This window comes from Pseudoxanthomonas spadix BD-a59, assembly GCF_000233915.3.
Taxonomy (GTDB): Bacteria; Pseudomonadota; Gammaproteobacteria; order Xanthomonadales; family Xanthomonadaceae; genus Pseudoxanthomonas_A; species Pseudoxanthomonas_A spadix.
Genome location: NC_016147.2, coordinates 2,042,691 through 2,067,319 on the forward strand (window position 1 = coordinate 2,042,691; position 24,629 = coordinate 2,067,319).

A 24,629-nucleotide genomic window follows, 5' to 3' on the forward strand; every position below is an offset into this window, starting at 1 on the left:
AGGCGACCTTCAGTCGCTGCCGATCTCCTCGATGGGCGCCACGGTGCTGACGCGTTCGCGCAGCTCCTTGCCGGGCTTGAAATGCGGCACATGCTTGGCCGGCAACGCGACCGGATCGCCGGTCTTGGGATTGCGGCCCATGCGTGGCGGACGATAGTGCAGCGAGAAACTGCCGAAGCCGCGGATCTCGATCCGTTCGCCACGCGTCAGCGCCCCGCCCATCATTTCCAGCAACGACTTGACCGCGAGGTCGACGTCGTCCGGCTTCAGGTGTGGCTGCTTGCGGGTCAGGATTTCGATCAGTTCGGATTTCGTCATCGTCTGCGATGTGGAACATGGGGCATGCATGACCACAGCCGGCCCGGGCGAACCGGGCCGGCGTGGCTTCACGCGTACGACTGACTTACTCGGACTTGCCGCCGTCCAGCTGCGCGCGCAGCAGGGCGCCCAGGCTGGTGGTCCCGGTGGAGGCTTCGGCCGTGGTCTTGTTGTACTCGGCCAGGGCTTCGGCGGTGTCTGCCTCATCCTTGGCCTTGATCGACAGCTGCAGGGTGCGGCCCTTGCGGTCCATGCCCATGAACTTGGCTTCGATCTTCTGGCCGACCTTCAGGTGCTGGCTGGCATCGTCCACCCGGTCATAAGAGATGTCACGGGCCATCACGTAGCCCTCGACGCCGTCGGCCAGTTCGATCGTGGCACCCTTGGCATCCACTTCCTTGACCGTCCCTTGGACCTTGGAGCCCTTCGGATGGGCGGCCATGTACTGGCCGAACGGATCCTGCTCCAGCTGCTTGACGCCCAGGCTGATGCGCTCGCGCTCCGGGTCAACGGCCAGGACCACCGCTTCCAGGGTGTCGCCCTTCTTGAAGTTGCGCGCGACATCTTCGCCGGTGGAGTTCCAGCTGATGTCCGACAGGTGGATCAGGCCGTCGATGCCGCCGTCCAGGCCGATGAAGATGCCGAAGTCGGTGATCGACTTGATCTGGCCGGACACCTTGTCGTTCTTCTTGTGGATCGCAGCAAAGGTTTCCCACGGATTGGCGGCAACCTGCTTCATGCCCAGCGAGATGCGGCGACGCTCCTCGTCCACGTCCAGGACCATGACTTCCACTTCGTCACCGACCTGCACCACCTTGGACGGGTTGACGTTCTTGTTGGTCCAGTCCATCTCCGAGACGTGCACCAGGCCTTCCACGCCCGGCTCGATCTCGACGAACGCGCCGTAATCGGTGACGTTGGAGACCTTGCCGAACACCCGGCTGTTGGACGGGTAGCGGCGGGCGATGTTGTCCCACGGATCCTCGCCCAGCTGCTTCAGGCCCAGGCTGACGCGGTTGCGCTCGCGGTCGTACTTGAGCACGCGCACTTCCAGTTCCTGGCCCACTTCGACCACTTCGGATGGATGGCGCACGCGCTTCCAGGCCATGTCGGTGATGTGCAGCAGGCCATCGATGCCGCCCAGGTCGACGAAGGCGCCGTAGTCGGTGAGGTTCTTGACCACACCCTTCAGCACCACGCCTTCCTGCAGCCGGTCCATCAGCGCCTCGCGCTCCTCGGAGTGCTCGGACTCGACCACGGCGCGGCGCGAGACCACGACGTTGTTGCGCTTGCGGTCAAGCTTGATGAGCTTGAACTCCAGCTCCTTGCCTTCCAGGTAGCCGGGATCGCGCACCGGGCGCACATCGACCAGCGAACCTGGCAGGAACGCACGCACGTCCTTGATGTCGACGGTGAAACCACCCTTGACCTTGCCGCTGATGCGGCCGGTGATGGTTTCGTTCTTTTCCAGCGCTTCTTCCAGCTCGTCCCACACCATGGCGCGCTTGGCCTTCTCGCGCGACAGGACGGTTTCGCCAAAGCCGTTCTCGAGGGAGTCCAGCGCGACCTTGACCTGGTCGCCCACACCCACATCGATCTCGCCGGCGTCGTTACGGAACTGTTCGATCGGCACGATGCCTTCGGACTTGAGGCCGGCATTGATCACCACCACGTCGTTGCGCACCTCGACCACGGTGCCGACCACGATGGAGCCAGGCTTCAGCTTGGCCAGATGGGTCTGGCTCTGCTCAAACAGTTCTGCAAATGATTCGGTCATTGTTGAATACTCGGTTGGACACACGGACAGGTGGCGGCCTTTCGGCCATCGCCCCTGTCCACCCTTCAAGGCACCAAGACGGCTGCCGTGTGTAGTTGGTTTAAGGTAAACCGCGACGGCGACATGCCGGCGTGGCGCTGTTCTGCTGCGAAGGACCTTTCAGGCCACCGGTGTTGGCACCAGGGCCAACACCCGCTGGACGACGGCATCGATGGCCAATCCGGTGGTGTCGATGAGGACGGCGTCTTCGGCCGGCCGCAGCGGCGCCACCGTGCGTTGGGCATCGCGGGCGTCGCGCGCGAGGATCTCGCGCAGCAGACCGTCAATTGTCACCGAAACCCCCTTGTCTTTCAACTGCTTATAGCGACGCTCCGCGCGCTCCTCGGCGCTGGCGGTCAGGAACACCTTGTAAGGAGCGTCCGGGAAGATCACCGTGCCCATGTCGCGGCCGTCGGCGACCAGGCCAGGCGCGACCCGAAACGCCCGCTGGCGCTCCTTCAGCGCCGAGCGCACCTCCGGGATGGCGGCGATGGCCGAAGCGACCGCGCCGGTGGTTTCCAGGCGCAACTCGTCGGTGGCATCGACCCCGTTCACGATGACCCGCATCTCCGCGCCGGCCTGTTCACGAAAGGTCACGGTCGTGTCGAACGCGCAGCGCACCAGTGCGGCCGAATCGGACAGGTCCAGGTTGGCCCAGCTGGCCGCCACGCCGACGGCGCGGTACAACGCGCCCGAATCCAGGTAGTGCCAGCCCAGCCGCGAGGCGACCATGCGGCTGACCGTGCCCTTGCCAGCGCCGGACGGGCCATCGATGGTGAGCACGGGGATCGGTAAAGTCATTGCAGGACCTGCGTGGGGGGCAAGCGTGAAATTATGGCCGAAGCGGCCGCGCGCCCGGCCCCATTTCCAGGCGCCGGAACACATGTCCATTCAACTGCTTGAATCGGCTGGGAAAGGAAGGCTAGAATGGGCGGCTTGAGTCCGCTTCAATCCATTCTACGCCGAGGTTTTACATCATGAAGGTCCTGTCCTCCCTGAAGTCGGCGAAGGCCCGTCACCGCGACTGCAAGGTGGTTCGCCGTCGTGGCAAGGTCTTCGTGATCTGCAAGTCCAACCCGCGCTTCAAGGCCCGCCAGCGCTGAGTTGCAGCGCCGGCCGGTCCAGCAGAAGCCGCCCGCCCGGGCGGTTTTTTGTTGCCCACCATCCCTGGCGGCCACCCTTCGGGCCGTTGCTGCGCAACGTCAAAAATCGCTCCAGGCGATCTTTGGTGGCCCGCCATCCCTGGCGGCCACCCTTCGGGCCGTTGCTGCGCAACGTCAAAAATCGCTCCAGGCGATTTTTTGTGGCCGGCACTGCTGTTATAAAGACCGCCTCACCCGGGGGTCCCTTGCCATGAAAGCTCACCTGCGCGCGCTGTCCCTGCTCGTCCTGACCAGTCTGGGCACGCCGGCATGGTCGGAAACCCTGCTGGTGGACCGTACCCGCGACCCGGCGTCGAACCTGCCCGTGCGTGGCCTGACCACCGCGCAGGTGGAGGCCAGGTTCGGTGCGCCCGCCCAGCGCCTGGAGCCGCGCGGCGGCCAGAAGCGCCAGTGGCCGACGATCAACCGCTGGGTCTACCCGGACTTCACCGTGTACTTCGAGAAGAACAAGGTGATCGACGTGGTGGCCAACAAGGCCAGCCCCAACGAGATTGGCCCCAAGCCGCCGATCCGCTGACACGACGTGGCGCGCGTGCCGCGTTGCGCCGTGCCGCTTGCCTGCCCGGCCAGCGAGGCGGCCCAGCGCATCCTTGAAAATCGCCGGTGACCCATCCCGGCCCAGCCGATGGAAAATCCGATGACCAATGTCCGTTTGCCCGCGGAGTGGGAACCCCAGTCCGCGATCCTGATCGCCTGGCCGCACGCAGGAACCGACTGGGCGCCGCGCCTGGAGTCCGTCGAAGAGACCTATATCGCCCTGGTGGCCGGCATCACCGGCTTCGAGCCGGTGGTGATCTGCGTGGCCGACGCCGACCTGCAGATCTACGCCGAAGCACGGCTGCGCTCGGCGTGCGTGGACATGGGCCAGGTGCGCTTCATCGAGGCACCGTACAACGACACCTGGCTGCGCGATTCCGGCCCGATCTGCCTGCGTGGCCAGGACGGCTTCAAACTGATGGATTTCCGTTTCACCGGCTGGGGCGGCAAGTACGAAGCCTCACTGGACGACCAGCTGGTCGGCACCCTGACCGGCGCGGGTGTGTTCCGCGATGACTATGTGCAAAGCGTGGATTTCGCCCTGGAAGGCGGCGCCATCGAGACCGACGGCCGCGGCACGCTGCTGACCACTTGGCGCTGCCTGCACGAGCGCCATCCGGATGCCTCGCGCGAGCAGATCACCCAGACCCTGCAGTCCACCCTGCACCAGCAGCGCGTGCTGTGGCTGGACCATGGCTATCTGGAAGGCGACGACACCGACGCGCACATCGACACCCTGGCCCGCTTCGCCCCGGACGACGCGATCGTCTACCAGGCCTGCGATGACCCTGCCGACGCGCACCACGCCGAACTCACCGCGATGGCCGGCGAACTGGCGGCCTTGCGCACGCTCGACGGTGCGCCCTACACGCTGTATCCGCTGCCGTGGGCGCAGCCGATCCTGGACGGCGGCCGTCGTCTGGCTGCCAGCTATGCCAACTACCTGATCGTCAATGGCGCAGTGCTGATGCCAGCCTATGGCGATCCGGCCGATGACCCGGCGGCCAAGGTGCTGGCCAAGGCGTATCCAGGCCGCCAGATCGTGCAGATCCCCTGCCGTGCGCTGATCTGGCAGAACGGCAGCCTGCATTGCGTGACCATGCAGCTGCCCGAGGGGCTGCTGGCGCTGTGAACGTTCGCCGCGTCGCTTCACCCAAGGACGGGTGATGCGACCTGTGGAGCGCGGTGCAGCGCGCGCCAGGTGTTTTCGCCATCCGCGTTACCATGGCTTCTCCCCGCCGTCCCGCCACAATGCCATGACCCGTAATCGCCTGCCCGTCGCGCTGATCCAGGAAAACAACCATGGGGACGCCGATGCCAACCTGGCGGTGATCGAGCAGCGCGTGGCCGAAGCGGCCCGCCGCGGCGCCAGGCTGGTGCTGCTGCAGGAACTGCACAACGGCGCGTACTTCTGCCAGCACGAATCGGTCCAGGAGTTCGACCTGGCCGAACCGATTCCCGGCCCCAGCACCCAGCGCCTGGCCGCACTGGCCAGGCAGCACAAGGTCGTGCTAGTCAGCTCGCTGTTCGAGCGCCGCGCCGCCGGGCTGTATCACAACACCGCGGTGGTGTTCGACGCCGACGGCAGCATCGCCGGCAAGTACCGCAAGATGCACATCCCGGATGATCCGGGCTTCTACGAGAAGTTCTACTTCACCCCGGGCGACCTGGGCTTTACCCCCATCGACACCTCGGTCGGCCGGCTGGGCGTGCTGGTGTGCTGGGACCAGTGGTATCCGGAAGGCGCGCGCCTGATGGCGCTGGCCGGTGCGGACCTGCTGCTGTATCCGACCGCGATCGGCTGGGACCCGGATGATGCACAGGACGAAAGGAATCGTCAGCGCGATGCCTGGGTGCTGAGCCATCGTGGCCATGCCGTGGCCAACGGCCTGCCGGTGCTCAGCTGCAACCGGGTTGGCCATGAACCCTCGCCGCTGGGCGCGGCGGGCATCGACTTCTGGGGCAACAGCCACGTGCTGGGACCGCAGGGCGAATTCCTGGCGCAAGCCGGCGGCGGACCGGAAATCCTGAGCGTGGAAGTGGACCTGCAGCGCAGCGAGCACGTGCGCCGGATCTGGCCGTTCCTGCGCGATCGCCGCATCGACGCCTACGGCGAGCTGACCAAGCGCTACATCGACTGATGGCGATCCCCGCGGGCATCGGCCGCAAGCACGGCCGCTGGCTCGACACGGTACACAGGCAGCGGGCGCCGGCGACGGCACCGCATGCGATCCCCTTGATGAGTAATCCATGACCGATCCAGACTCCCCCGCCCTGCCCGCGCCGCTGGTGCTCGACGATGCGGTCGAACAACCCATGCGCGTGGTCGAGCGCGATGGCGTGCGCTACACCCTGCTGGGCACCGCACACGTGTCCAGGGCCAGCGTCGATGCGGTGCAGCACGCCATCGATTCGCATCCCTACGATGCGGTGGCGGTGGAACTGGACACCCAGCGGCTGCAGGCCCTGAGCGATCCGGATGCGCTGGCCAAGCTGGACCTGGTACAGGTGATCCGCAAGGGCCGGGTGGCGCTGTTCGCCGCCAACCTGGCCCTGGCTGCCTACCAGCGTCGCCTGGCCGAGCAGCTGGGCATCGAGCCCGGCGCCGAACTCAAGCGCGCGGTGGCCGCCGCACACGAACGCGGCATGGCCGTGCACCTGATCGACCGCGAGGTCGGCCTGACCTTCAAGCGGGCCTCGGCCAAGCTGGGCTTCTTCGGCAAGCTCAAGCTGGGCACCAGCCTGCTCGGTGGCCTGTTCGCCTCCGAACACGTGGGCGAAGCGGAGATCGAGCAGCTCAAACGGGGCGACATGCTGGAAGCCAGCTTCGGCGAGTTCGCCAGGGAAAGCCCGGCCCTGTTCGAGGCGGTGATCGCCGAGCGCGACCGCTACATGGCCGCCAGCCTGCGCCAACACGCCGGCACCGCGCGCGAAGTGCTGGCGGTGGTCGGGGCCGGCCACCTTCAGGGCCTGGCCCGGCACCTGGCCGAGGACCACGACGACCCGGCCACCGTGCGTGCCGAACTTGAACACGTGCAGGCCCGGCGCAGGCTGCCGTGGATCATGATCCTGCTGAGCGTGCTGGTGCTGGGCGGCATCGGCTGGGGCTTCTACAGCGGCGGGTTCAAGCTCGGCAGCACCCTGCTGCTGCAGTGGCTGGTGCTGACCGGCGGCCTGGCCGGCCTGGGTTGCCTGGCCGCGGCCGGCCACCCGCTGAGCATCCTGGCGGCGGTCATCGCCGCCCCGCTCAAGCCGTTCCGTCCCGGCCTGCCTGCCGGCGCCTTCAGCGCCCTGGCCGAAGTGCACCTGCGCAAGCCGGCCTACGGCGATTTCCTGGCCCTGCGCGACGATGCGCAGACCCTCAGGGGTTGGTACCGCAACCGGGTGTGCCGGGTGGTGCTGACCTTCCTGCTGACCAACCTGGGCAGCATGCTCGGCTTCTGGATGACCGGTGCGCTGATCGCCGGCAAGCTGCTGGGCTGACCACCGCAACCTGCCCAAGTGTGCAAGGCACGGCCAGCTGCGCGCCCGCCGCAGCACATGGCCTGGTTCTCGCAAGGCCAGGTCCGCACCCGGAACGTGCAAGTTGTTGCGATGCATCAATTTTTCCCCGGCATGTGCCTTGCCGGAGACGCTGAACGGCAGGCTATACTCGGCATGGCCAAGCGCTGCGGATCGAACGCGGCGCGCGCAAATTTCGGAACACGACATGACGCGACCGCTGTTGTTCGCCGCCTGTTTCGGCTTGCTGCTCGCTGGGGTGATCCCCGCCAGCCAGGCTCGCCAGGATGCCAAGGATCCCGTTTCCCCACCCGCAACGCCGGCACCTGCCGCGCCGGCTGCCGAACCGGCTCCGCCCGCGCCGACGGCCCCCAAGCCCAACCTGGAAGCCGGCAAGCAGCTTGCCTACACCTGCCAGGGCTGCCATGGCGTCACCGGCTACAAGAACGCCTACCCCAACTACCATGTGCCGCGGATCGGCGGGCAGACGAGCCAATACCTGGTCCAGGCGCTGACCGAGTACAAGGCCGGCAAGCGCAAGCATCCAACGATGCAGGCCCAGGCCCAGAGCTTCTCCGACCAGGACATCACCGACCTGGCCGCCTACCTGTCCAGCCTGAAGTAAGCCGACCATGCGCACAGCCGTCCTCGTTCCACGCCCGCCACGCCTGCCCCTGATCGTGGCCCTGCTGGCCGCCCTTGCGCTTGGTGCCTGTTCCAAGACCGAGACCTCCGACACCGCCGCGGCCAACCCCGGCCACGCCAGCGGCGAATACGGCAGCGGTTCGTCCGCAGGCCTCCCGCCCGGCAACATCGCCGCCGGCGAAAAGCGCGCCCAGGAAAAGGGCAAGGCCACCGGCCAGAGCTGCGTGGACTGCCACGGCCCGGAAGGCAACCAACCCATCGCCGCCAGCTACCCGCGCCTGGCCGGTCAGTACGCCGACTACCTCGCCCAAGCGCTGCAGGCCTACCGTGCCGGCGATCGCGATCAGGCCCTGATGACGCCGCAGGCCAAGGACCTCAGCGATGCGGACATCGCCAACCTTGCCGCGTACTTCGCCTCGCGCAAGGGCCAGCTGCGCGACCTGCATGGGTTGGACTGAGTCCGGCTCCGCCGAACGAATAACGGGGCTGCAGGGCCCTTTTCCCCTGATACAGCCGCGACCAGCTGCGACCTCAGGCCGGTGCAGCCGCTGCGTCAGCTGCCCACCGGGATCGGCTTGCGCTTGACCGGGATGTCCGGCGGCGGTCGCGCGCCTGCAGGTTGCGCATTCTTGTCCGGATCGAACAGACCGCACGCGCCGCCTGCCTGCAGCACCGAGATCACGCAGCGGATCCGCTTGCCGGTGCCGGGGATCGGGATCTCCATCTCGCGCACGCCGGCACGCACCCAGTCCTGCAGCAGCGAGCCGCCGGGGATCCAGTACTTGTCGAACATGGTCGGCTCGTAACCGAAGGACGGGCGGTCGAGCCAGGTGCCGGCGTGGTCGGCATCGATCCTGGCCTGCTGGCGCGAGCCGGGCACACCCGGCTTGACCGTACTGCCGCCGGCCAGCCCGTCGGGCAGCCTGGCGCTGCCGTCGGCATTGAACAGGCCCTTCAGCCCCTGGCCGGCGCCGGCCTCGGTTCCTGGCGCGGCCTTGCTGGACCGACCCCAGTCGTCGGCGGCCTTTGGACCCGGCGTGCCCAGGCCGTCGCTGGCTTTGGCGCCGGCGCCAGGGGCGTTGGCCAGGCTGCCGGCGGTCTGCCCGCCCGGCATCGGCGAAGCAGGCGCGCCGCTGTCGGCGGTGCTGCTGGACGCCTGCGCGGCCTGGCCCTGCTCGGCCTGGGCACTGGCCGTGGAGGGGCGGCTGGCGCTTGCGGAAGCGGCGGCGGTCGCCTGCGCTTCTGCAGCAGCCTGCGGGGCGGCGGCGCTGGAGGCTGCACTGGCCGTGGCCGGGGCGGGGGTGTCCGCTGGCGCGGCGGGCGCGGGCGGCATCGGAATCTCGCGCACGCGGGCCTGCGCCGGCTGGGCGGCGCGCAGCGGGACCTCGGCGGCCGTGGTCGCGGCCGGGCGGCTGTTCGGCCGGCGCCGGTTGCGGCGGTTCGGGCTGCGGTTCGGCTTGCGCCGCCGCGGGCGGCGCGGCGAGCGGCGGCTGGGCCGCGGGTGGCGGTGGCGCGGGCTCGGCAGGCGCCGGCGGCGCCGCCACGGGTGCCGCCGGCGGCGCCGCCACGGGTGCCGCCGCCGCGCTGGCCCGACGCGGCGGACTGGGCGCACGCGCCGCTGGCGCCGCCGCGGCCTGTGCACCGGTGTCCGGGGTCTGCGGACCGGCGCCACCGCCCTCGCCCTGGCTGCCGCGTCCGATCAGGGTCAACTCCACGCGCGTGCCGTCAGTGTCCTGTTGCGGCGCGGGCATGTTGATCAGGCTGGCCAGGATCAGTAACGCGAAGAACCCCAGGTGCAGCAGCAGGCTGCCCAGGCCGCCGGCCCAGCGCGTGCCGCGTTCCTCGCGCGGCGGCGGATCCCAGTGCTGCCACAGCAGCGAACGCAGCGCGCGCCAGCGGCCCATCGGCACCACCGGCGGCGTCGGCCTGGCCGCACGCGCGCCCAGCTGCGCGATCAGCGCATCGATCGGCTCATAGGTCAGCCGGCCATGGCGCTGCGGCGCGTTGCGCAGCCAGATTTCCCAGCCATGTGGCAGCAGGCCGGTGGTCCTCTGGATAATGGGCGCGGTCCTGCGTGACAGCAGGAAGGCGATGATCTCGGTGGCTGTCGTCACCGGGCCGCGGAATCAGGCAGCGTCGCGCGGCATGTACGGTGCTTGGCCGGTGTCATGGTCGGTCGCGTCGCGTACCGCGGTGACCCCCGGCACGCGCGTGAGCAAGGTCTTCTCGATGCCCTGCTTCATTGTCACATCGGCCATGCCGCAGCCGTGGCAGCCGCCACCAAAGCGCAGCAGCACCACGCCTTCGCCGGTCACCTCCTCCACCGCCACCCGGCCGCCATGCGAGGCCAGCTGCGGATTGACCTCATGCTCGACCACCCAGCGCACGCGCTCGACCAGCGAGGCGCCCTCGGCCGGCGCCTTGCCCTTGATGTGCGGCGCCTTGATGGTCAGCTGACTGCCGGCGCCCCGGGTGACGAAATCGATCTCGGCATCGCCCAGCCACGGCACGCTGGCCGCATCGATGTAGACGGTGAATCCCTCGCAATCCACGGCCCATTCGTCGCCGGCCAGCTCGCGCGGTTCGGCGAACTCCAACCGCGCATCAGCGCGCGGCGTACCGGGGTCGACCGCGCTCAGGCGCACGCCCAGGCCGGGCGTGGCCTCGCGTTCGATCAGCTTGCGGAAATGGGCTTGGGCAGTGTCGGTGATCTGGATCATGGCCGTATTCTACCGAGCCCACGGCCGAGCGGTCAGAACACAGCGGTCACGCCGGGCAGTGGTACGTTCAGCTGGTTGAACCCCATACGCACATTGCACCCACGCAGGAGATTGTCCATGTCCGATCTGATTCCCCTGGCGCAGGCGCACTGCCTGCGGCGCAGCGGTGTCGAACACCGCCTGGGACAGGCGCGCGTGGCCGAGTTGCTGCCGCAGATTCCCGGCTGGGAACTGGCCGAACAGGGCAAGGCCCTGACCCGCACGTTTCGTTTCCCCGACTACTACCGCACCCTGGCCTTCGTCAACGCCATGGCCTACATCGCCCACACCGAGGACCACCATCCCGACCTGGGCGTGCACTACGACCGGGTGGTGGTGCGTTTCTCCACCCATGACGTCGGCGGACTGAGCGAGAATGACTTCATCTGCGCCGCCAAGGTGCAGGCACTGGAGCCCGACGCATGAACCTTTCTTTTGTCCGTACCCCGCTGCGTGTCGCGGCGTCCTGCTCGCTGGTTGCGCTGATCGCCGCCTGCGGCCGGCAGCCCGAGGCCGCCGCCCCGGCCACCCCGCCACCGACCGAACTGGCCGCCCTGGAAACCCCGCCGCCACAGTACCCGCTGGAAGCAGCCTGCAACGGCAACGGCGGCACCTCCACGCTCAAGGTCACCGTGGGCACGGCCGGCACCCCGACCGAGGTCACCGTCCTGCGCGGCAGTGGCACGCCTGCGCTGGACGAGGCCGCCGTGGCCGCGGTCAAGACCTGGAAGTTCAAGCCCGCCACCCGCGCCGGCCAGCCGGTTCCGCAGACCATCAACGTGCCGGTGAACTTCCCCACCCCACAGGTCCGGCCGGACGCCTGCCTCACGCTGGACGAGAACAAATCCGCACAACCCTAGACCTGATTGTGCGGCCGGCTCGGGCATGGCCGCGAGAGGCTTTACCGGGAACGCCCATCGCGCCCCTGCGGTGCGCTCCTACGCCAGCGCGTCCAGCGCCGCGGCCAGGTCGTCGGCCAGCGGCGCATTCAGGACATAGGGCGTGCGTCCGGCATCCAGCGAGAACTCCAGCGAGGCGGCGTGCAGGAACAGCCGCTTCAGCCCGGCCTGTTCGCGCAGGCGCCTGTTGGCCTGCGGATCGCCGTACTTGTCGTCCCCGGCCACCGGATGGCCCAGGTGCTGGGCGTGCACGCGGATCTGGTGGGTGCGGCCGGTTTCGATCAGCACCTCGCAATAGGACTGGCCGCCGCGGCGTTCCAGTACCTTGAAGTGACTGACGCTGGGCTTGCCGGCGTCGTTGACCTGGACATGGCGCTCGCCGCCCTGGCGCAGGCCGACCAGCAGTGGTGCGTCCACGGTCATGGTGCCGTCGGGCAGGCGCCCGGTCAGCAGGGTCAGGTAGCGCTTGCGAATGCCCTTGTTCGGGCCGGCGTCCTCGCGCAGCAGCGCCTGCAACTCGGTCAGGGCCGCGCGCTTCTTGGCCAGGACCAGCAGGCCGGAGGTGTCCCGGTCCAGGCGGTGGACCAGTTCCAGCGCCTGCTTGGGGCGCAGCGCGCGCATGGTCTCGATCGCGCCGTGGCTGATCCCGCTGCCGCCGTGGCTGGCCACCCCGGTCGGCTTGTTGATCACCAGCAGGCGCGCATCCTCGAACACGATCGCCGCCTCCATCCGGGCCAGGAACCCGGCCGGCGGGGCTGAACCGGGCGCGGTGTCCTCCAGGTTCACCGGCGGCACCCGCACCTGGTCACCGGCCAGCAGCTTGCGCTCGGCCTTGGCCCGGCCCCCGTTCACCCGGACCTGGCCGCTGCGGACCAGCTTGTAGACCAGGCTGCGCGGGGCCCCCTTGAGCTGGCCCAGCAGGAAATTGTCCAGCCGCTGGCCCTCCCGATCCTCGGGCACCACCACGGTCCGCACGGCGCTGCGCGCGGCGGGATGTTCGGGGCGTGCGGGGGCAGTCATTCGTCCATCTTGTCTGTTACACTCGGCGTGCGAGATAAGGGTTTGATTTCGCAGGGAAGTTGCTTCATGGGCCAGAAGCCCAGCTTTCCTGGCGAAGCCCGGCACAGTACGCGACCACCGTCCCCGGGGCGGCCATGTTAGCGGCTCGCCGGCAATCCCTGACACCGCCGGGTGCGTCAGACATCCGAGCTGAACACGTCCCGCGCGGCACAACCGGCCTGATGGCCGGATGGCCGACGGTCCCGCAACACCGACAACAACAACAAGCGCTCCCGCGGCTCGCCGTGGTGTCGAAGCGCTGGAAGCTCCAACCCGCCCACCCGCGCCTGCGCGGGAAGCGGCCGAACGTTCCAGAAGCAAGAACGCCATGGCGTTTGTCGCGCGGTAGAGCGCGAGGAACGCGACAATGAAACGTATGTTGATCAATGCCACGCAGGCAGAAGAACTGCGCGTGGCCATCGTCGACGGGCAGACGCTCTACGACATCGATATCGAGCAGCCGTCCAAGGAACAGAAGAAGTCCAACATCTACAAGGGCCGCATCACCCGGCTCGAGCCGTCGCTGGAAGCGGCTTTCGTCGACTATGGCGCCGAGCGCCATGGCTTCCTGCCGCTCAAGGAAATCTCCCGCGACTACTTCCAGTCCGGGGTCGACCACAACAAGGCCGGCCTGCGCGAACTGCTGCGCGAGGGCCAGGAAGTGGTGGTCCAGGTCGACAAGGACGAGCGCGGCAACAAGGGCGCGGCCCTGACCACGTTCATCTCCCTGGCCGGCCGCTACATGGTGCTGATGCCCAATTCGCCCACCGCCGGCGGCGTCTCGCGCCGGATCGAGGGTGACGACCGGGCCGCGCTGAAAGCCGCCATGGATGCGCTGACCATTCCCGAGGACATGGGCGTGATCATCCGCACCGCCGGCGTCGGCCGCGATGCCGAAGAGCTGCAGTGGGACCTGGATTACCTGCTGAGCGTATGGAAGGCCGTGGCCGAAGCCGCCCTGTCCAGGCCGGCGCCGTTTCTGATCTACCAGGAGTCGCGCCTGATCGTGCGTGCCCTGCGCGACTACCTGCGCGCGGACGTGGGCGAGATCCTGGTCGATACCGAGGAGCTCTACGCCACCGCCCAGGAATTCATGCAGCAGGTCATGCCGCACAACCTGCGCAAGCTCAAGCTTTACACCGACGACATTCCGCTGTTCAACCGCTTCCAGATCGAATCGCAGATCGAGGCGGCCTACGAGCGCAACGTGCGCCTGCCCTCGGGCGGCTCGATCGTGGTCGACCAGACCGAAGCGCTGACCGCCATCGACGTCAATTCGTCCCGCGCCACCAAGGGCGGCGACATCGAGGAAACCGCGTTCCAGACCAACTGCGAGGCGGCCGAGGAAGTGGCCCGCCAGCTGCGCCTGCGCGACCTGGGCGGGCTGGTGGTGATCGACTTCATCGACATGTCCTCGGCCAAGCACCAGCGTGAAGTCGAGAACCGCCTGCAGAACGCGCTCAAGTACGATCGGGCCCGGGTCCAGCTGGGCCGGATCTCGCGCTTTGGCCTGATGGAAATGAGCCGCCAGCGCCTGCGCCCCAGCCTGGGCGAGTCCAGCCAGATCGTCTGCCCGCGCTGCGAGGGCCACGGCCGCATGCGCAGCGTCGAGTCGCTGTCGCTGTCCATCATCCGGGTGGCCGAAGAGCACGCCATGAAGGACAACACCGGCCAGGTGCTGGTGCAGGCGCCGCTGGAAATCGCCAACTACCTGCTCAACGAGAAACGCAACGCCCTGCGCGAGATCGAGCAGCGCCACGATGCGCCGATCATCATCGTCGCCGACGAGCAACTGCAGACCCCGCACTACGAGGTCACCCGCCTGCGCGAGAACGAGCTGGGCGAAGAGTCCGCCAAGCCCAGCTACCAGCGCGGCACCCCGCGCAAGCTGCCGGTGCATGCACTGACCAAGGCCCAGCTCAACATCCCGGCCGCACCGGCGGTGACCACGGTCAAGCACGCCCAGCCGGCGCCGGTGCGTCAGGAACGCGAGGCCCCGGCCCCGGTCGAAGCAACGCCGGCACCCGTCGTCGCAGCGCCGGTCGCCCAGCCCGCAGCCGGCGGCGTGGTCGGCTGGTTCAAGCGCGTGTTCGGCGCCGCCAGCAGCCCGGCCACCGCGCCAGCCCAGCCGCAGCGCAGCCAGACCGCTCCGGCCCGCAACGATCACGCTGGCAACACCGGCCCGCAGCGTCGCGAGGGTGGCCGCGGCCAGGGCGGCAGCCATGCCCGCGGCGGCCAGCAGAACGCTCAGCGCCGTGAGCGCGACGCCCGCAACAAGGACAAGGATGCCATCCAGGCCCCGGGCAATGGCTCCTCGCCGCGCACCCGCGCAGAACCGCCGGCCCGGCCGCAGCAGCCGCAACAGCAGGCCAAGCCACAGCAGCCGCCCAGGCCGCCCCGGCCGCAGCACGACGGCGCCCAGGAGCAGCCGGCCAACGGCAACCGTCCGCCCAGACCGCCTCGCGAGCCACGCGAGCCGCGCAAGCCGCTTGAGAGCGGTGATGCGGTGACTGCAGCGGCGGTCGCGACCGCCCTTCAGCCCGATGGTGCCGCACCGGTCCAGGCCGCGCCCGCGCCGCAGGCCGAAGCGCCCGCAGCGGTGACCGAAGCCAAGGCCGAGCCGCAGGCAGAACCGCGCAAGCCCAAGCCGCCGGTCGCCCCTGAGGAAGACCAGGCCCTGGCCGATGCCGAGGATGGCAGCGACGAGGCGGGTGACGACAACCAGACCGAGGGTGTCGATGAAACCGGCACGCCGCGTCGTCGTCGCGGCCGTCGCGGCGGTCGTCGCCGTCGTCGCGGCAGTGGCGAGGCCGCCAATGTCGCCGGCGAACTGGACGAATCCGAGCTGGGGGGCGAGGAGGAACCGGTGGTGGTGCCTTCCTCCTCGCAGCCGGAGTTCGACTTCGACGACGCCGAACCGGCGACCGCCAGGCCGACCCCGGCGCGGGCCCAGGCCAATGCCGCCAGCACCGCGGCGGTGGCCGCCGCCAGCGCGACCGCCGTGGTGGTCGAGGCGAGCACCGGCAAGCAAGCGCCGATCGCGCCCGCACCGGGCAGTGAAGCAGCGCAGCCCGCCGCACCGGCCGTGATCGCCTCGCCTGCCCCGGTCGCCGAGCAGGTGAACCCGCCGAGCCCGGCCGCCGCTGCAGCCTCGGCCGAAGTCGCACCTGCGACCGAGATCGAGGTCGAACCGCGGATCGCCAACCACCGGCCCGCCGGACCCGAGGCCGTCGTCGCCGAACCGGCACAGGCGCAGGTTCAGGCGGTGGCCAGCGAGGCCGCGCCGAGCATCTCCACGCCTTCGGCTGGAGCCCCGGAACCGGTCGCCGTTGCCCCGGCCCAGGACACGCCAGCCCGGCACGCCCCGATCGCGCAGCCGCAGCCCGACCTGCCGGCCGAAGCCCAGTCCGCGCCGTCCGTGCGCCAGGCCGAGGCCGCCCGGCCCATTGAGGACGCGTCGGTCGGCCCGGCGCCGCCGGCTGCAGCACCGGCCATGCCGGCCAGCGGCCCGGCAGCAGGCTCGCCGTTCTTCAGCGCCGACCCCGACCTGCCGGAGTCGATGACCGGCCACCTGTTCGAGCCGGTGTCGGCCCCGCGTCCGACCCAGGGGGAAACCGAAGCCCACAACGACGACCAGCGCGCGCCGGACAGGCCCGGGAGCGAACGCAGCGCCTGATTCCGGGCGCTGCTCGGCAGGCCCGCGTCTAGACGACCCGGGCCGTGTCGACCAATCCATATTGCGCGGCCAACCGGGCCAGCGCCACCGTGTCCTGCACCCGGGCCTTCTGGAACACGCGGGTCTTGTGCGTGCTCACCGTCTTGGGACTCAGGCTGAGCCGGGCAGCGATTTCGTTCTGGCGCAGGCCCTGCACCAGCAGCATCACCACTTCCAGCTCGCGCGCGGTCAGCCCGTCAAACGGCGAGGCGTCCTGGCTCATCGACGACAGCGCCAGATTCTGGGCCACGTTGCTGCCCAGGTAGCGCTTGCCACGCGAGACATCGCGCACCGCGCGCAGCAGTTCGTTGGCATCGCCACCCTTGCCCACGTAGCCCGAAGCACCGGCTTCGAGCACGCGCTTGGGCAATGGCCCGTCCTCCAGCACCGAGACGATGATCACCCGGCTGCCGGAGCCACCGCGCACGATGCGCTCGGTCACATCGAACCCGCTCAGGCCCGGCAGGTGCATGTCGCACAGCACCACGTGCGGCTTGAGCCTGCGGATCTGCGGCAGTGCCTGCTCGCCGCTTTCGGCTTCCCCGACCACCTCGATATCGACCTGATCGGCCAGAATCATCTTCAGCCCGGTGCGGACCAGCGCGTGGTCGTCCACCAGAAAGACCCGGATCGTCATCCCTGTCCCCCTTGTCAAACACGGCAATTCCCCGCCTCGGAGCCTACCCCCGGCGTCTGCGAGGGGCAAGCCTGCCGGGCTAGTCCCTCTTGCGCAGCACGGTGATCCTGCCGGAGGTCTCCAGGATGGCCAGGTCGATCTCGCTGTCGTCGCGGCAGTCGGCCTCACGCTTGGAGGTTTCGAAATCGGCGTAGCTGACATTGCGCTTGACCAGTTCTTCCCAGGCGATCTGGCCGTCGCGGGCCAACACCACCGGCCTGCCCTGGACCAGCAGGTCCAGACGCCTGCTGCGCGCGGTGGCGAAGCCCACCAGCCAGTTCAGCAGCAGCAGCACCGCCGCCAGGATCAGCCCGCCCAGCAGCGAGGTATCCTCGCCGATCAGGGAGTTCTGCACCGCCTCGCCCAGCAGCACGATCACCAGCATGTCGAACGGCGCTGTCTGCCCCAGGGCGCGCTTGCCGGTCACGCGCACCATCAACAGCACCACCACGTACACCGCGACCGCGCGCAGGACGAACTGCCACCACGGCATCGCCAGATCAAACAGGCTGTGTTCCATTCCCGCGCTCCTTCCCCGGGCGCACCGGCGGCCCGATCATGGCGCGCAGCTTGCGCACGCGCCGACGTTCAAGGTGTGAACAGTGCGCGCTGTCGCGTCAGCGCTCCGGTCCTTGCAGGACAGCCGGACCGACCCTGATGGCGGGCAACGGCATTGACGGGCCGCGCGCCCGGCAGTGACTTTTCCGGGAAACACCCGAGCAGGACCACGGGGCTCCACCTTGCCTGCTGGACACGCCACGATCGACCCACGATCACGCTGACCCTCCCACCCGCTGGTGATGTCACCCGACAATTGGCTGGAGGCGCCGCGCGCGAACCCCTCAGGCCGAGGCACGATTGCGCAGCAGGCCGATGAGCTGGGCCAGGCTGTAGGGCTTCTGCACGAACTCCACACTGGCCGGCAGCTCCGGCAGTTGGTGGCGGCCCTGGCCCGAGGCCAGGATCACGCGCACCTCGGGAAACTTGCTGCAAACGCGCACGGCCAGCTCGGCGCCGCTCATCTGGCCGGGCATGTAAACGTCGCTCAGGAGCACGTCGACGACGGGGTCCGCATCGAGCAGCGACAAGGCACTGTTGGCATCGGCGGCGGTGGCGACCTGCATGCCAAGGCCGGTCAAGGCATCGGCCATCAATTCGCGAAGGTCGGCCTGATCCTCGACAAGGAGGACGCGCAAGGGTTGGCTCATGGAAAACCTGTCCTGACGATCAAAAACGGCGGCGCGGCGCGCCGCACGCAGCCCACGCCCCGGAGTCTGGCAAGCTGCGGCGTGAAGGATTCGTGCATGCGTCAAAGGCGGCTGCGCGCGCTGGTGATCGGATAAAATCCTCCGTCTTTTTCGACTTCCACGATCAAGCATGAGCGCTGCGCCCGTATCGCGTGACCCCTGGATCTGGGCGGCCGCAGCCGCCCTGTCGATCGCAACGCTGTTTGCGGAACTGGTCACACCGCTGGGTTATGCGGTATGGCTGGGCTACTTCCTGGCCGTGTCCGTGTGCCTGTTCCAGCGTCGTCCTCAGGTGCCGCTGATCCTGGCCCTGCTCGCCTGCGTACTGCTGGTGGTGGGCTACCACCTGGCACCGGCCAGCAACAGCGCATCGTTCTCCATCGTCAACCGCAGCATGGGCGGGATCTGCTTCATCGCCACCGGGTTGATCGCGATGCAGGCCATCCGCGCACGCCTGCACGCCGAATACATGCTGTGGCTGCAGGAGAGCGAAAACGCGGTGGCGGTCAGCCTGCAGGGCGATCTGGAACCTGCGCAGATGGCCGAACTGGCACTGCGCATCCTGTGCGAGCAGCTCGATGCGCAGGTCGGCGCCCTGTACCGGGTGCAGGGCCAGCGCCTGCTGCTGACCGGCGGCATTGCCCTGCCCCAATCAGCCGTGCGCGAGCTGCCACTGGACAGCGGCCAGTTGGGCGAAGTGGTGCAGCAGGCACGCCCGCGCCATCTGCGCGGCCCGCAGGGCGCACACTTGCCGATCGAATCGGCGCTGGGGCGCAGTGCGCCGGCCGAGCTGTTCATCGCGCCGGTCACCGCCGACGGGCGCGTGGTCGGCGTCCTGGAACTGGGCCGACTTGCGGTCAGCGACGATGGCCGCCGCGCGCTGGCGCTGCTGGAGCGCTGCATGGAAACCATCGGCGTGGCCCTGCGCACCGCGCAGCTGCGTTCGGAACTGGTCGAACTGCTGGAAGAAACCCAGCGCCAGAGCGAGGAACTGCAGACCCAGCAGGAAGAACTGCGGGTGACCAACGAGGAACTGGAGGAGCAGAGCCGCAGCCTGCAGCAATCCCAGGCCAACCTGGAGCAGCAGCAGGCCGAGCTGGAACAGATCAACGTGCACCTGGAAGAACGCACCCACGAGCTGGAATCCCAGCGCCACCTGCTGCTGAGCGCGCAGGCCGACCTGGTGCGCAGCAGCCGCGAGCTGGCGGCCTCCTCGCGCTACAAATCCGAGTTCCTGGCCAACATGTCCCATGAGTTGCGCACCCCGCTCAACAGCTCACTGATCCTGGCCAGGCTGCTTGCGGACAACCGCGAGGGCAACCTCAACGCCGAGCAGGTCAAATATGCGCAGGCGATCCATTCGTCCAACACCGACCTGTTGGCATTGATCAACGACATCCTGGACCTGTCCAGGATCGAGGCCGGCCACGTCGAACTGGCCGAGGAGACCGTCGCCACCGAAGCGATCCTGCTGCGCCTGCGCGAGACCTTCGAGCCGCTGGCCGCACAGAAGGGCCTGCAGCTGCAGATCGCCGCCAGCGCCGACGCGCCGGCACAGCTGCAGGTGGACAGCCATCGCCTGCAACAGATCCTCAACAACCTGCTGGCCAACGCGGTCAAGTTCACCGAACGCGGCAGCGTCACCCTGGACGTACAGGCCCACGGCCCGCAGCGGGTGCGCTTCGTGGTCCGCGACACCGGCATCGGCATCGCCCCGGAACAGACCGAGGTGATCTTCCAGGCCTTCCGCCAGGCCGACGGCAGCACCCAGCGCCGCTTCGGCGGCACCGGCCTGGGTCTGTCGATCTCGCGCGATCTGGCCGTGCGCATGGGCGGTGCGATCAGCGTGGCCAGCACGCCCGGCCAGGGCAGCAGCTTCACCCTGGAACTGCCGGTGGACGGCGCGCCCGCCGCCGCGCTGGCACCCGCCGTGCCGGCCAGCAGCCAGGCCACGTCGGCGCCGGTCGCAATGCCTGCACCGGCGGCGGTGGCGCGCACCCAACGCCCCGCCACTGCAGCCGCGCAGTCCGCGCCGTTGCCCAGGGCGCAGGACGACCGCGACCGTGGCCACCGTCCGGGCCGGATGATCCTGGCGGTGGAGGACGATCCGGCCTTCGCCCATGCACTGGTCGAGCTGGCGCACGACATGGACTTCGACTGCGTGGTGGCGTCAACGGCCGAGGAAGCCATGGCCCTGGCGGCCGAGCTGCGACCCAGCGGCGTGCTGCTGGATCTGGGCCTGCCTGACGTGTCGGGCCTGAGCGTGCTCGAGCGGCTCAAGCGCGATCCGTCCACGCGCCACATCCCGGTGCACGTGGTCTCGGCGCAGGAGCACAGCCAGGTGGCGATGGAACTGGGCGCGGTGGGGTACCTGCTCAAGCCGGCCACGCGCGAGCGCCTGGTCAGCGCGATCCGCCAGCTGGAGGAAACCAGCGCGCGCGACCTGCGCCGGCTGCTGATCGTCGAGGATGACCGCGAGCTGCGTGAAAGCCTGCGCCGCCTGCTGGCCCACGAGCAGCTGGAAATCACCACCGTGGGCAGCATCGCCGAGGCGATGGAGCAGCTGGCCGCGGCCACCTTCGACTGCATGGTCACCGACCTGGCCCTTCCCGACGGCAGCGGCTACGACCTGCTCGAACGCATGGCCGACAACGAGGCGGTCGCTTTCCCGCCGGTGATCGTCTACACCGGCCGCGCGCTGACCCGCGACGAGGAACAGCGCCTGCGCCGTTACTCCAAGAGCATCATCATCAAGGGCGCGCGCTCGCCGGAACGGTTGCTGGACGAGGTCACCCTGTTCCTGCACAGCGTGGAGGCCTCGCTGCCCAGCGACCAGCAGCGCCTGCTGCGCGAGGCGCGCCGCCGCGATGCGGTGCTCGACGGACGCACCGTGCTGCTGGCCGAAGACGACGTGCGCAACATCTTCGCCCTGTCCAGCGTGCTCGAGCCGCTGGGCGTCAAGCTGGAAATCGCCCGCAACGGGCTGGAGGCGCTGGAGCGGCTGAAGGTGCGCCAGGTCGACCTGGTGCTGATGGACATCATGATGCCGGAGATGGACGGCCTGACCGCGATGCGCGAGATCCGCAAGATCCGCCACCTGCAGCATCTGCCGATCATCGCGCTCACCGCCAAGGCCATGGCCGACGATCGCGAGCGCTGCCTGGAAGCCGGCGCCAACGACTACATCGCCAAGCCGATCGACGTGGACAAGCTGGTCTCGCTGTGCCGGGTGTGGTGCTCGCGCCAGTGAAGGAGGCCGAGCTCTTCGACCTGGAGCTGAAGCTGCTGCTGGAGGCGATCTACCAGCGCTACCACTACGATTTCCGCCAGTATGCGATGTCCTCGCTGCGCCGGCGCGTGCGCCAGGCGATGGCGCGCTACGACTGCACGCAGGTGGCGCAGCTGCAGCACCGGCTGCTGCACGAGCCGGAGCTGTTTGCCCAGGCCATGCAGTTTTTCACCGTGCAGGTCTCGGAAATGTTCCGCGATCCGGATTATTTCGGCGCATTGCGCGAGCAGGCTGTCCCGGTGCTGCGCACCTATCCGTCGATCAAGCTGTGGGTGGCCGGCTGCAGCACCGGCGAGGAAGTGTGGTCGCTGGCGATCCTGCTGCGCGAGGAAGGCCTGCTGGAGCGCAGCATCCTCTATGCCACCGACATCAATCCCGAGGCGCTGAGCACGGCCGAGGCCGGCATCTTCGACCTGGAGCGGATGGCCTTGTTCAGCCGCAACTACCTCAAGGCCGGCGGCAAGGGATCGCTGTCGGACTACTACACCGGCGCCTACAACGGCGCGGTGTTCGACCGCACGCTCCGGCGCAACATCGTGTTCGCCGACCACAGCCTGGCCACCGACACGGTGTTCTCCGAGGTGCACCTGGTGTCGTGCCGCAACGTGCTGATCTACTTCAACCGGGCCTTGCAGGACCGGGCGATCGGCCTGTTCCACGAGGCCCTTGTGCATCGCGGCTTCCTGGGCCTGGGCAGCAAGGAGTCGCTGCAGTTCGGCGCCCATGCCCGTGCCTTTGAAGCCTGTGCGCGCGAGCAGCGCCTGTACCGCAAGGTCGCATGAGCATGCCGGCGCCCAGCTCGCGCTTCGACGCCATCGTCATCGGCGCATCGGCTGGCGGCGTGCTGGCGCTGCAGCAGCTGCTGGCTTGCCTGTCCGCGCAGCTGCCGGTGCCGGTGCTGATCGTGTTGCACCTGCCACGCGACCGCACCAGCCGCATCGCCGAACTGCTCGCCACCCATTGCCGCCTGCCGGTCAGCGAGGCGCAGGACAAGCAGCCGCTACAGCCCGGCACGGTGGTGTTTGCGCCGCCGGACTACCACCTGCTGGTGGAAGATCGCAACACGCTGGCGCTGTCGGTGGATGCGCCGGTGCTGTTCTCGCGCCCGGCGATCGATCCGCTGTTCGAATCGGCCGCCGAGGTGTTCGGCACGCGATTGCTGGCGATCCTGCTGACCGGCGCCAGCAGCGATGGCACGGCCGGCATCGCCGCGGTGCGCGCGGCCGGCGGCACCGCCTGGATCCAGTCGCCGCAGGAAGCCAGCTCGCCGCTGATGCCCGCTTCGGCCCTGGCCCACGCCGGCGCCGATGCCGTGCTGACCCTGCAAGATCTTTGCACCCATTTGAGGCAGCTTTATCCATGAAGCTCACCCAGTCCGACGCCACCCCACCGCCCAGCGAGCCGGTCAACCTGCTCATCGTCGATGACGTTCCGGAGAACCTGGTGGCGATGGAGGCGCTGCTGCGCCGCGACGGCCTGAACATCCTGTGCGCCAGTTCCGGCGCGCAGGCGCTGGAACTGCTGCTGCAGCACGAGGTCGCCCTGGCCCTGCTGGATGTGCACATGCCGGACATGGACGGCTTCACCCTGGCCGAGCTGATGCGTGGCTCGCAGCGCACCCGGCAGGTGCCGATCATCTTCCTCACTGCCTCGCCCAACGATCCCACGCGTGCATTCAAGGGCTATGAAAGCGGCGCGGTGGATTTCCTGCACAAGCCGATCGAGCCGCATGTGATCCTGGGCAAGATCAAGGTGTTCATCGAGCTCTACCAGCAGCGCCAGCTGCTGGCCAAGCGCAACGCGGCGCTGGAGCGTGCGCTGGAACTGAACGAGACCATGATGGCCGTGCTCACCCACGACTTGCGCACGCCGCTGTCGGTGGTGCTGCTCTGCGCCGAGAAGCTCAGCCACGAGCTTCCACAGGACCAGGGCACCCGGCGCACCCTGCGCTTTCTGGAGAGCAGCGGCCGGCGCATGGCGCGCATGGTCGAGCAGCTGCTGGATTTCTCGCGCATCCGCAGCGGCGGGCTGCGCATGAAGTTCAGGCCTGGCGACCTGGCCGAGCTGGCCCGCGCAGCGGTGGAGGAATCAGCCCAGGCTCACCCCGGCGCGGACATCCAGCTGACCTGCACTGGCAACCTGCAGGCCAGCGTCGATGCGGACCGCTTCGCCCAGGTGATGTCCAACCTGATCGGCAATGCGGTGGTCCACGGCGGCGGCGCGCCGGTGCAGGTGGAACTGGAAGGCCTGGACGCGGACAAGATCCGGCTGCGGGTGCGCAACGCCGGGGCCATTGCCGATGAACTGCTGCCGCGGTTGTTCGAGCCGTTCAAGGGCCGCTTCCGGGCCAGCGATGGGCTCGGGCTGGGCTTGTATATCGCGCAGCAGTTCGTACAGGCCCACCGCGGCACCCTGGTCGCACGCAACGAGGATGGACAGGTGGTGATGGAAGCATTGCTGGCGCGTGGCAACAGCTGAGGCAACGCCGCCGGCCTGGGCGCTGCTCAGCGGGCGCGCATCAGCCGGAACAGGAAGCCCTCGCCTTCCAGCATCTGGCGCATGCGCTGCTCGGCGTCGTGTTCGAGCACGTCCATATGCGCGGCCAGAAGATAGGTGCGATCGTCCTGCTGTCCTGGCTGACGTGAGACGCTGATATCAGGGCAGGCGCAGGCCATTTTCCACATCTGCTGCAGGCGCGCCGGGCCGATCGACTGGCTGCGGCCCAGGCGCAGGATGAACATGTGATTTCCGGCTGGCCTCACCGCAGGCGCGGTTCGGGCGCAACAAACGAGGGCAGCAGCGTCGCCGGGTCCAGCGGGAAAGCCGGCGGCTGACCATCGTTGCTGGCGCGCTCGGGCACGCCGCCGCCGGCGATCACCGTGCCCGGCGCAAAGGATCGACACACGATCCGATGCAGCTTGATGCCGTCCATGCCAATCCTTCTCGAGCGGGCGTAGCTGCCACCTTCGGCACGCTACGCTGATTCACTGCAGCGCATGCGGGAT

At 68.7% G+C, this 24,629-nt stretch carries 25 protein-coding genes; 14 read left to right on the plus strand and 11 right to left on the minus strand.

All coding sequences use genetic code 11. The features are described from left to right. Positions 1-9: 9 nt before the first annotated feature. The 3 genes from DSC_RS09205 to cmk form a co-directional block, all read right to left on the minus strand. Positions 10-348, minus strand: a complete 339-nt coding sequence (locus DSC_RS09205; protein ID WP_158308251.1) for an integration host factor subunit beta — start codon at positions 346-348, stop codon at positions 10-12. 55 nt (positions 349-403) lie between these two features. Continuing rightward, positions 404-2,095, minus strand: a complete 1,692-nt coding sequence (gene rpsA / locus DSC_RS09210; protein ID WP_014160893.1) for a 30S ribosomal protein S1 — start codon at positions 2,093-2,095, stop codon at positions 404-406. Positions 2,096-2,254: 159 nt separating this feature from the next. Next, positions 2,255-2,935 (minus strand): (d)CMP kinase, encoded by a 681-nt coding sequence (gene cmk, locus DSC_RS09215; protein WP_043290506.1) that lies wholly within the window; start codon positions 2,933-2,935, stop codon positions 2,255-2,257. A gap of 176 nt (positions 2,936-3,111) precedes the next feature. Here cmk and ykgO point away from each other — a divergent pair, with 176 nt between their 5' ends. The 7 genes from ykgO (at position 3,112) to DSC_RS09250 (ending at position 8,438) form a co-directional block, all read left to right on the plus strand. Further along, on the plus strand, positions 3,112-3,237 hold the full coding sequence (gene ykgO / locus DSC_RS09220) for a type B 50S ribosomal protein L36 (RefSeq protein WP_010342887.1): 126 nt from the start codon (positions 3,112-3,114) through the stop codon (positions 3,235-3,237). Positions 3,238-3,487: 250 nt separating this feature from the next. Continuing rightward, a complete protein-coding gene (locus tag DSC_RS09225) occupies positions 3,488-3,814 on the plus strand; it encodes a hypothetical protein (protein WP_014160895.1) in 327 nt (108 codons plus the stop codon). A gap of 120 nt (positions 3,815-3,934) precedes the next feature. Then, positions 3,935-4,966 carry an agmatine deiminase family protein gene (locus DSC_RS09230; protein WP_014160896.1) on the plus strand — a complete coding sequence of 344 codons (1,032 nt, stop codon included), beginning with the start codon at positions 3,935-3,937 and terminating at the stop codon, positions 4,964-4,966. 124 nt (positions 4,967-5,090) lie between these two features. Then, the gene (locus DSC_RS09235; protein ID WP_014160897.1) at positions 5,091-5,975 is read left to right on the plus strand and encodes a carbon-nitrogen hydrolase; all 885 of its coding nucleotides are present in this window, start codon (positions 5,091-5,093) and stop codon (positions 5,973-5,975) included. A 109-nt stretch (positions 5,976-6,084) separates the two neighbouring features. Beyond that, positions 6,085-7,317: a TraB/GumN family protein gene (locus DSC_RS09240; RefSeq protein ID WP_014160898.1), complete on the plus strand. Its 1,233-nt coding sequence runs from the start codon at positions 6,085-6,087 to the stop codon at positions 7,315-7,317. Between the two features lie 226 nt (positions 7,318-7,543). Next, positions 7,544-7,960 carry a c-type cytochrome gene (locus DSC_RS09245; protein WP_043290507.1) on the plus strand — a complete coding sequence of 139 codons (417 nt, stop codon included), beginning with the start codon at positions 7,544-7,546 and terminating at the stop codon, positions 7,958-7,960. Between the two features lie 7 nt (positions 7,961-7,967). Then, complete coding sequence (locus DSC_RS09250) at positions 7,968-8,438, plus strand: c-type cytochrome (protein ID WP_014160900.1); 471 nt, start codon at positions 7,968-7,970, stop codon at positions 8,436-8,438. Positions 8,439-8,533: 95 nt separating this feature from the next. Here the strand turns inward: DSC_RS09250 and DSC_RS09255 are convergent, their stop codons facing one another. Both DSC_RS09255 and DSC_RS09265 read right to left on the minus strand, forming a co-directional pair. Further along, on the minus strand, positions 8,534-9,313 hold the full coding sequence (locus tag DSC_RS09255; RefSeq protein ID WP_043290508.1) for a hypothetical protein: 780 nt from the start codon (positions 9,311-9,313) through the stop codon (positions 8,534-8,536). Between the two features lie 793 nt (positions 9,314-10,106). After that, the gene (locus tag DSC_RS09265) at positions 10,107-10,700 is read right to left on the minus strand and encodes an NfuA family Fe-S biogenesis protein (RefSeq protein ID WP_014160903.1); all 594 of its coding nucleotides are present in this window, start codon (positions 10,698-10,700) and stop codon (positions 10,107-10,109) included. Between the two features lie 117 nt (positions 10,701-10,817). Here DSC_RS09265 and DSC_RS09270 point away from each other — a divergent pair, with 117 nt between their 5' ends. After that, positions 10,818-11,165, plus strand: a complete 348-nt coding sequence (locus DSC_RS09270) for a 4a-hydroxytetrahydrobiopterin dehydratase (RefSeq protein ID WP_014160904.1) — start codon at positions 10,818-10,820, stop codon at positions 11,163-11,165. After that, the gene (locus DSC_RS09275; protein ID WP_014160905.1) at positions 11,162-11,599 is read left to right on the plus strand and encodes an energy transducer TonB; all 438 of its coding nucleotides are present in this window, start codon (positions 11,162-11,164) and stop codon (positions 11,597-11,599) included. Before DSC_RS09270 ends, DSC_RS09275 begins: the two co-directional genes overlap by 4 nt. Before the next feature lie 78 nt (positions 11,600-11,677). On the opposite strand, the gene DSC_RS09280 is transcribed toward DSC_RS09275, so the two are convergent. Then, on the minus strand, positions 11,678-12,658 hold the full coding sequence (locus tag DSC_RS09280; RefSeq protein WP_014160906.1) for an RluA family pseudouridine synthase: 981 nt from the start codon (positions 12,656-12,658) through the stop codon (positions 11,678-11,680). Positions 12,659-13,064: 406 nt separating this feature from the next. On the opposite strand from DSC_RS09280, the gene DSC_RS09285 reads away from it, so the two are divergent. Further along, a complete protein-coding gene (locus DSC_RS09285) occupies positions 13,065-16,373 on the plus strand; it encodes an Rne/Rng family ribonuclease (RefSeq protein WP_083833519.1) in 3,309 nt (1,102 codons plus the stop codon). Positions 16,374-16,401: 28 nt separating this feature from the next. Here DSC_RS09285 and DSC_RS09290 read toward each other — a convergent pair whose 3' ends face one another. The 3 genes from DSC_RS09290 to DSC_RS09300 all read right to left on the minus strand — a co-directional run bounded on the left by DSC_RS09290 (position 16,402) and on the right by DSC_RS09300 (position 18,296). Further along, the gene (locus DSC_RS09290; protein WP_014160908.1) at positions 16,402-17,049 is read right to left on the minus strand and encodes a response regulator; all 648 of its coding nucleotides are present in this window, start codon (positions 17,047-17,049) and stop codon (positions 16,402-16,404) included. A 79-nt stretch (positions 17,050-17,128) separates the two neighbouring features. Next, positions 17,129-17,608 carry a DUF421 domain-containing protein gene (locus DSC_RS09295; protein ID WP_014160909.1) on the minus strand — a complete coding sequence of 160 codons (480 nt, stop codon included), beginning with the start codon at positions 17,606-17,608 and terminating at the stop codon, positions 17,129-17,131. Between the two features lie 322 nt (positions 17,609-17,930). Then, the gene (locus DSC_RS09300) at positions 17,931-18,296 is read right to left on the minus strand and encodes a response regulator (RefSeq protein WP_014160910.1); all 366 of its coding nucleotides are present in this window, start codon (positions 18,294-18,296) and stop codon (positions 17,931-17,933) included. A 169-nt stretch (positions 18,297-18,465) separates the two neighbouring features. On the opposite strand from DSC_RS09300, the gene DSC_RS09305 reads away from it, so the two are divergent. The 4 genes from DSC_RS09305 to DSC_RS09320 are packed head-to-tail and all read left to right on the plus strand — an operon-like array spanning position 18,466 to position 24,102. Beyond that, the gene (locus tag DSC_RS09305) at positions 18,466-21,585 is read left to right on the plus strand and encodes a response regulator (protein ID WP_014160911.1); all 3,120 of its coding nucleotides are present in this window, start codon (positions 18,466-18,468) and stop codon (positions 21,583-21,585) included. After that, positions 21,558-22,406, plus strand: a complete 849-nt coding sequence (locus DSC_RS09310) for a CheR family methyltransferase (RefSeq protein WP_014160912.1) — start codon at positions 21,558-21,560, stop codon at positions 22,404-22,406. The genes DSC_RS09305 and DSC_RS09310 overlap by 28 nt, the downstream gene beginning before the upstream one ends. Before the next feature lie 2 nt (positions 22,407-22,408). After that, positions 22,409-22,987, plus strand: coding sequence for a chemotaxis protein CheB (locus DSC_RS09315; RefSeq protein WP_014160913.1), 579 nt, complete (start codon positions 22,409-22,411; stop codon positions 22,985-22,987). Continuing rightward, positions 22,984-24,102, plus strand: a complete 1,119-nt coding sequence (locus tag DSC_RS09320; protein ID WP_014160914.1) for a hybrid sensor histidine kinase/response regulator — start codon at positions 22,984-22,986, stop codon at positions 24,100-24,102. Before DSC_RS09315 ends, DSC_RS09320 begins: the two co-directional genes overlap by 4 nt. Positions 24,103-24,128: 26 nt before the next feature. Here the strand turns inward: DSC_RS09320 and DSC_RS09325 are convergent, their stop codons facing one another. Together DSC_RS09325 and DSC_RS16870 are read right to left on the minus strand one after the other, a co-directional pair. Beyond that, positions 24,129-24,365 (minus strand): hypothetical protein, encoded by a 237-nt coding sequence (locus DSC_RS09325; RefSeq protein ID WP_014160915.1) that lies wholly within the window; start codon positions 24,363-24,365, stop codon positions 24,129-24,131. A 17-nt stretch (positions 24,366-24,382) separates the two neighbouring features. Continuing rightward, positions 24,383-24,556 carry a hypothetical protein gene (locus tag DSC_RS16870; protein ID WP_014160916.1) on the minus strand — a complete coding sequence of 58 codons (174 nt, stop codon included), beginning with the start codon at positions 24,554-24,556 and terminating at the stop codon, positions 24,383-24,385. Between the last annotated feature and the right edge of the window lie 73 nt (positions 24,557-24,629).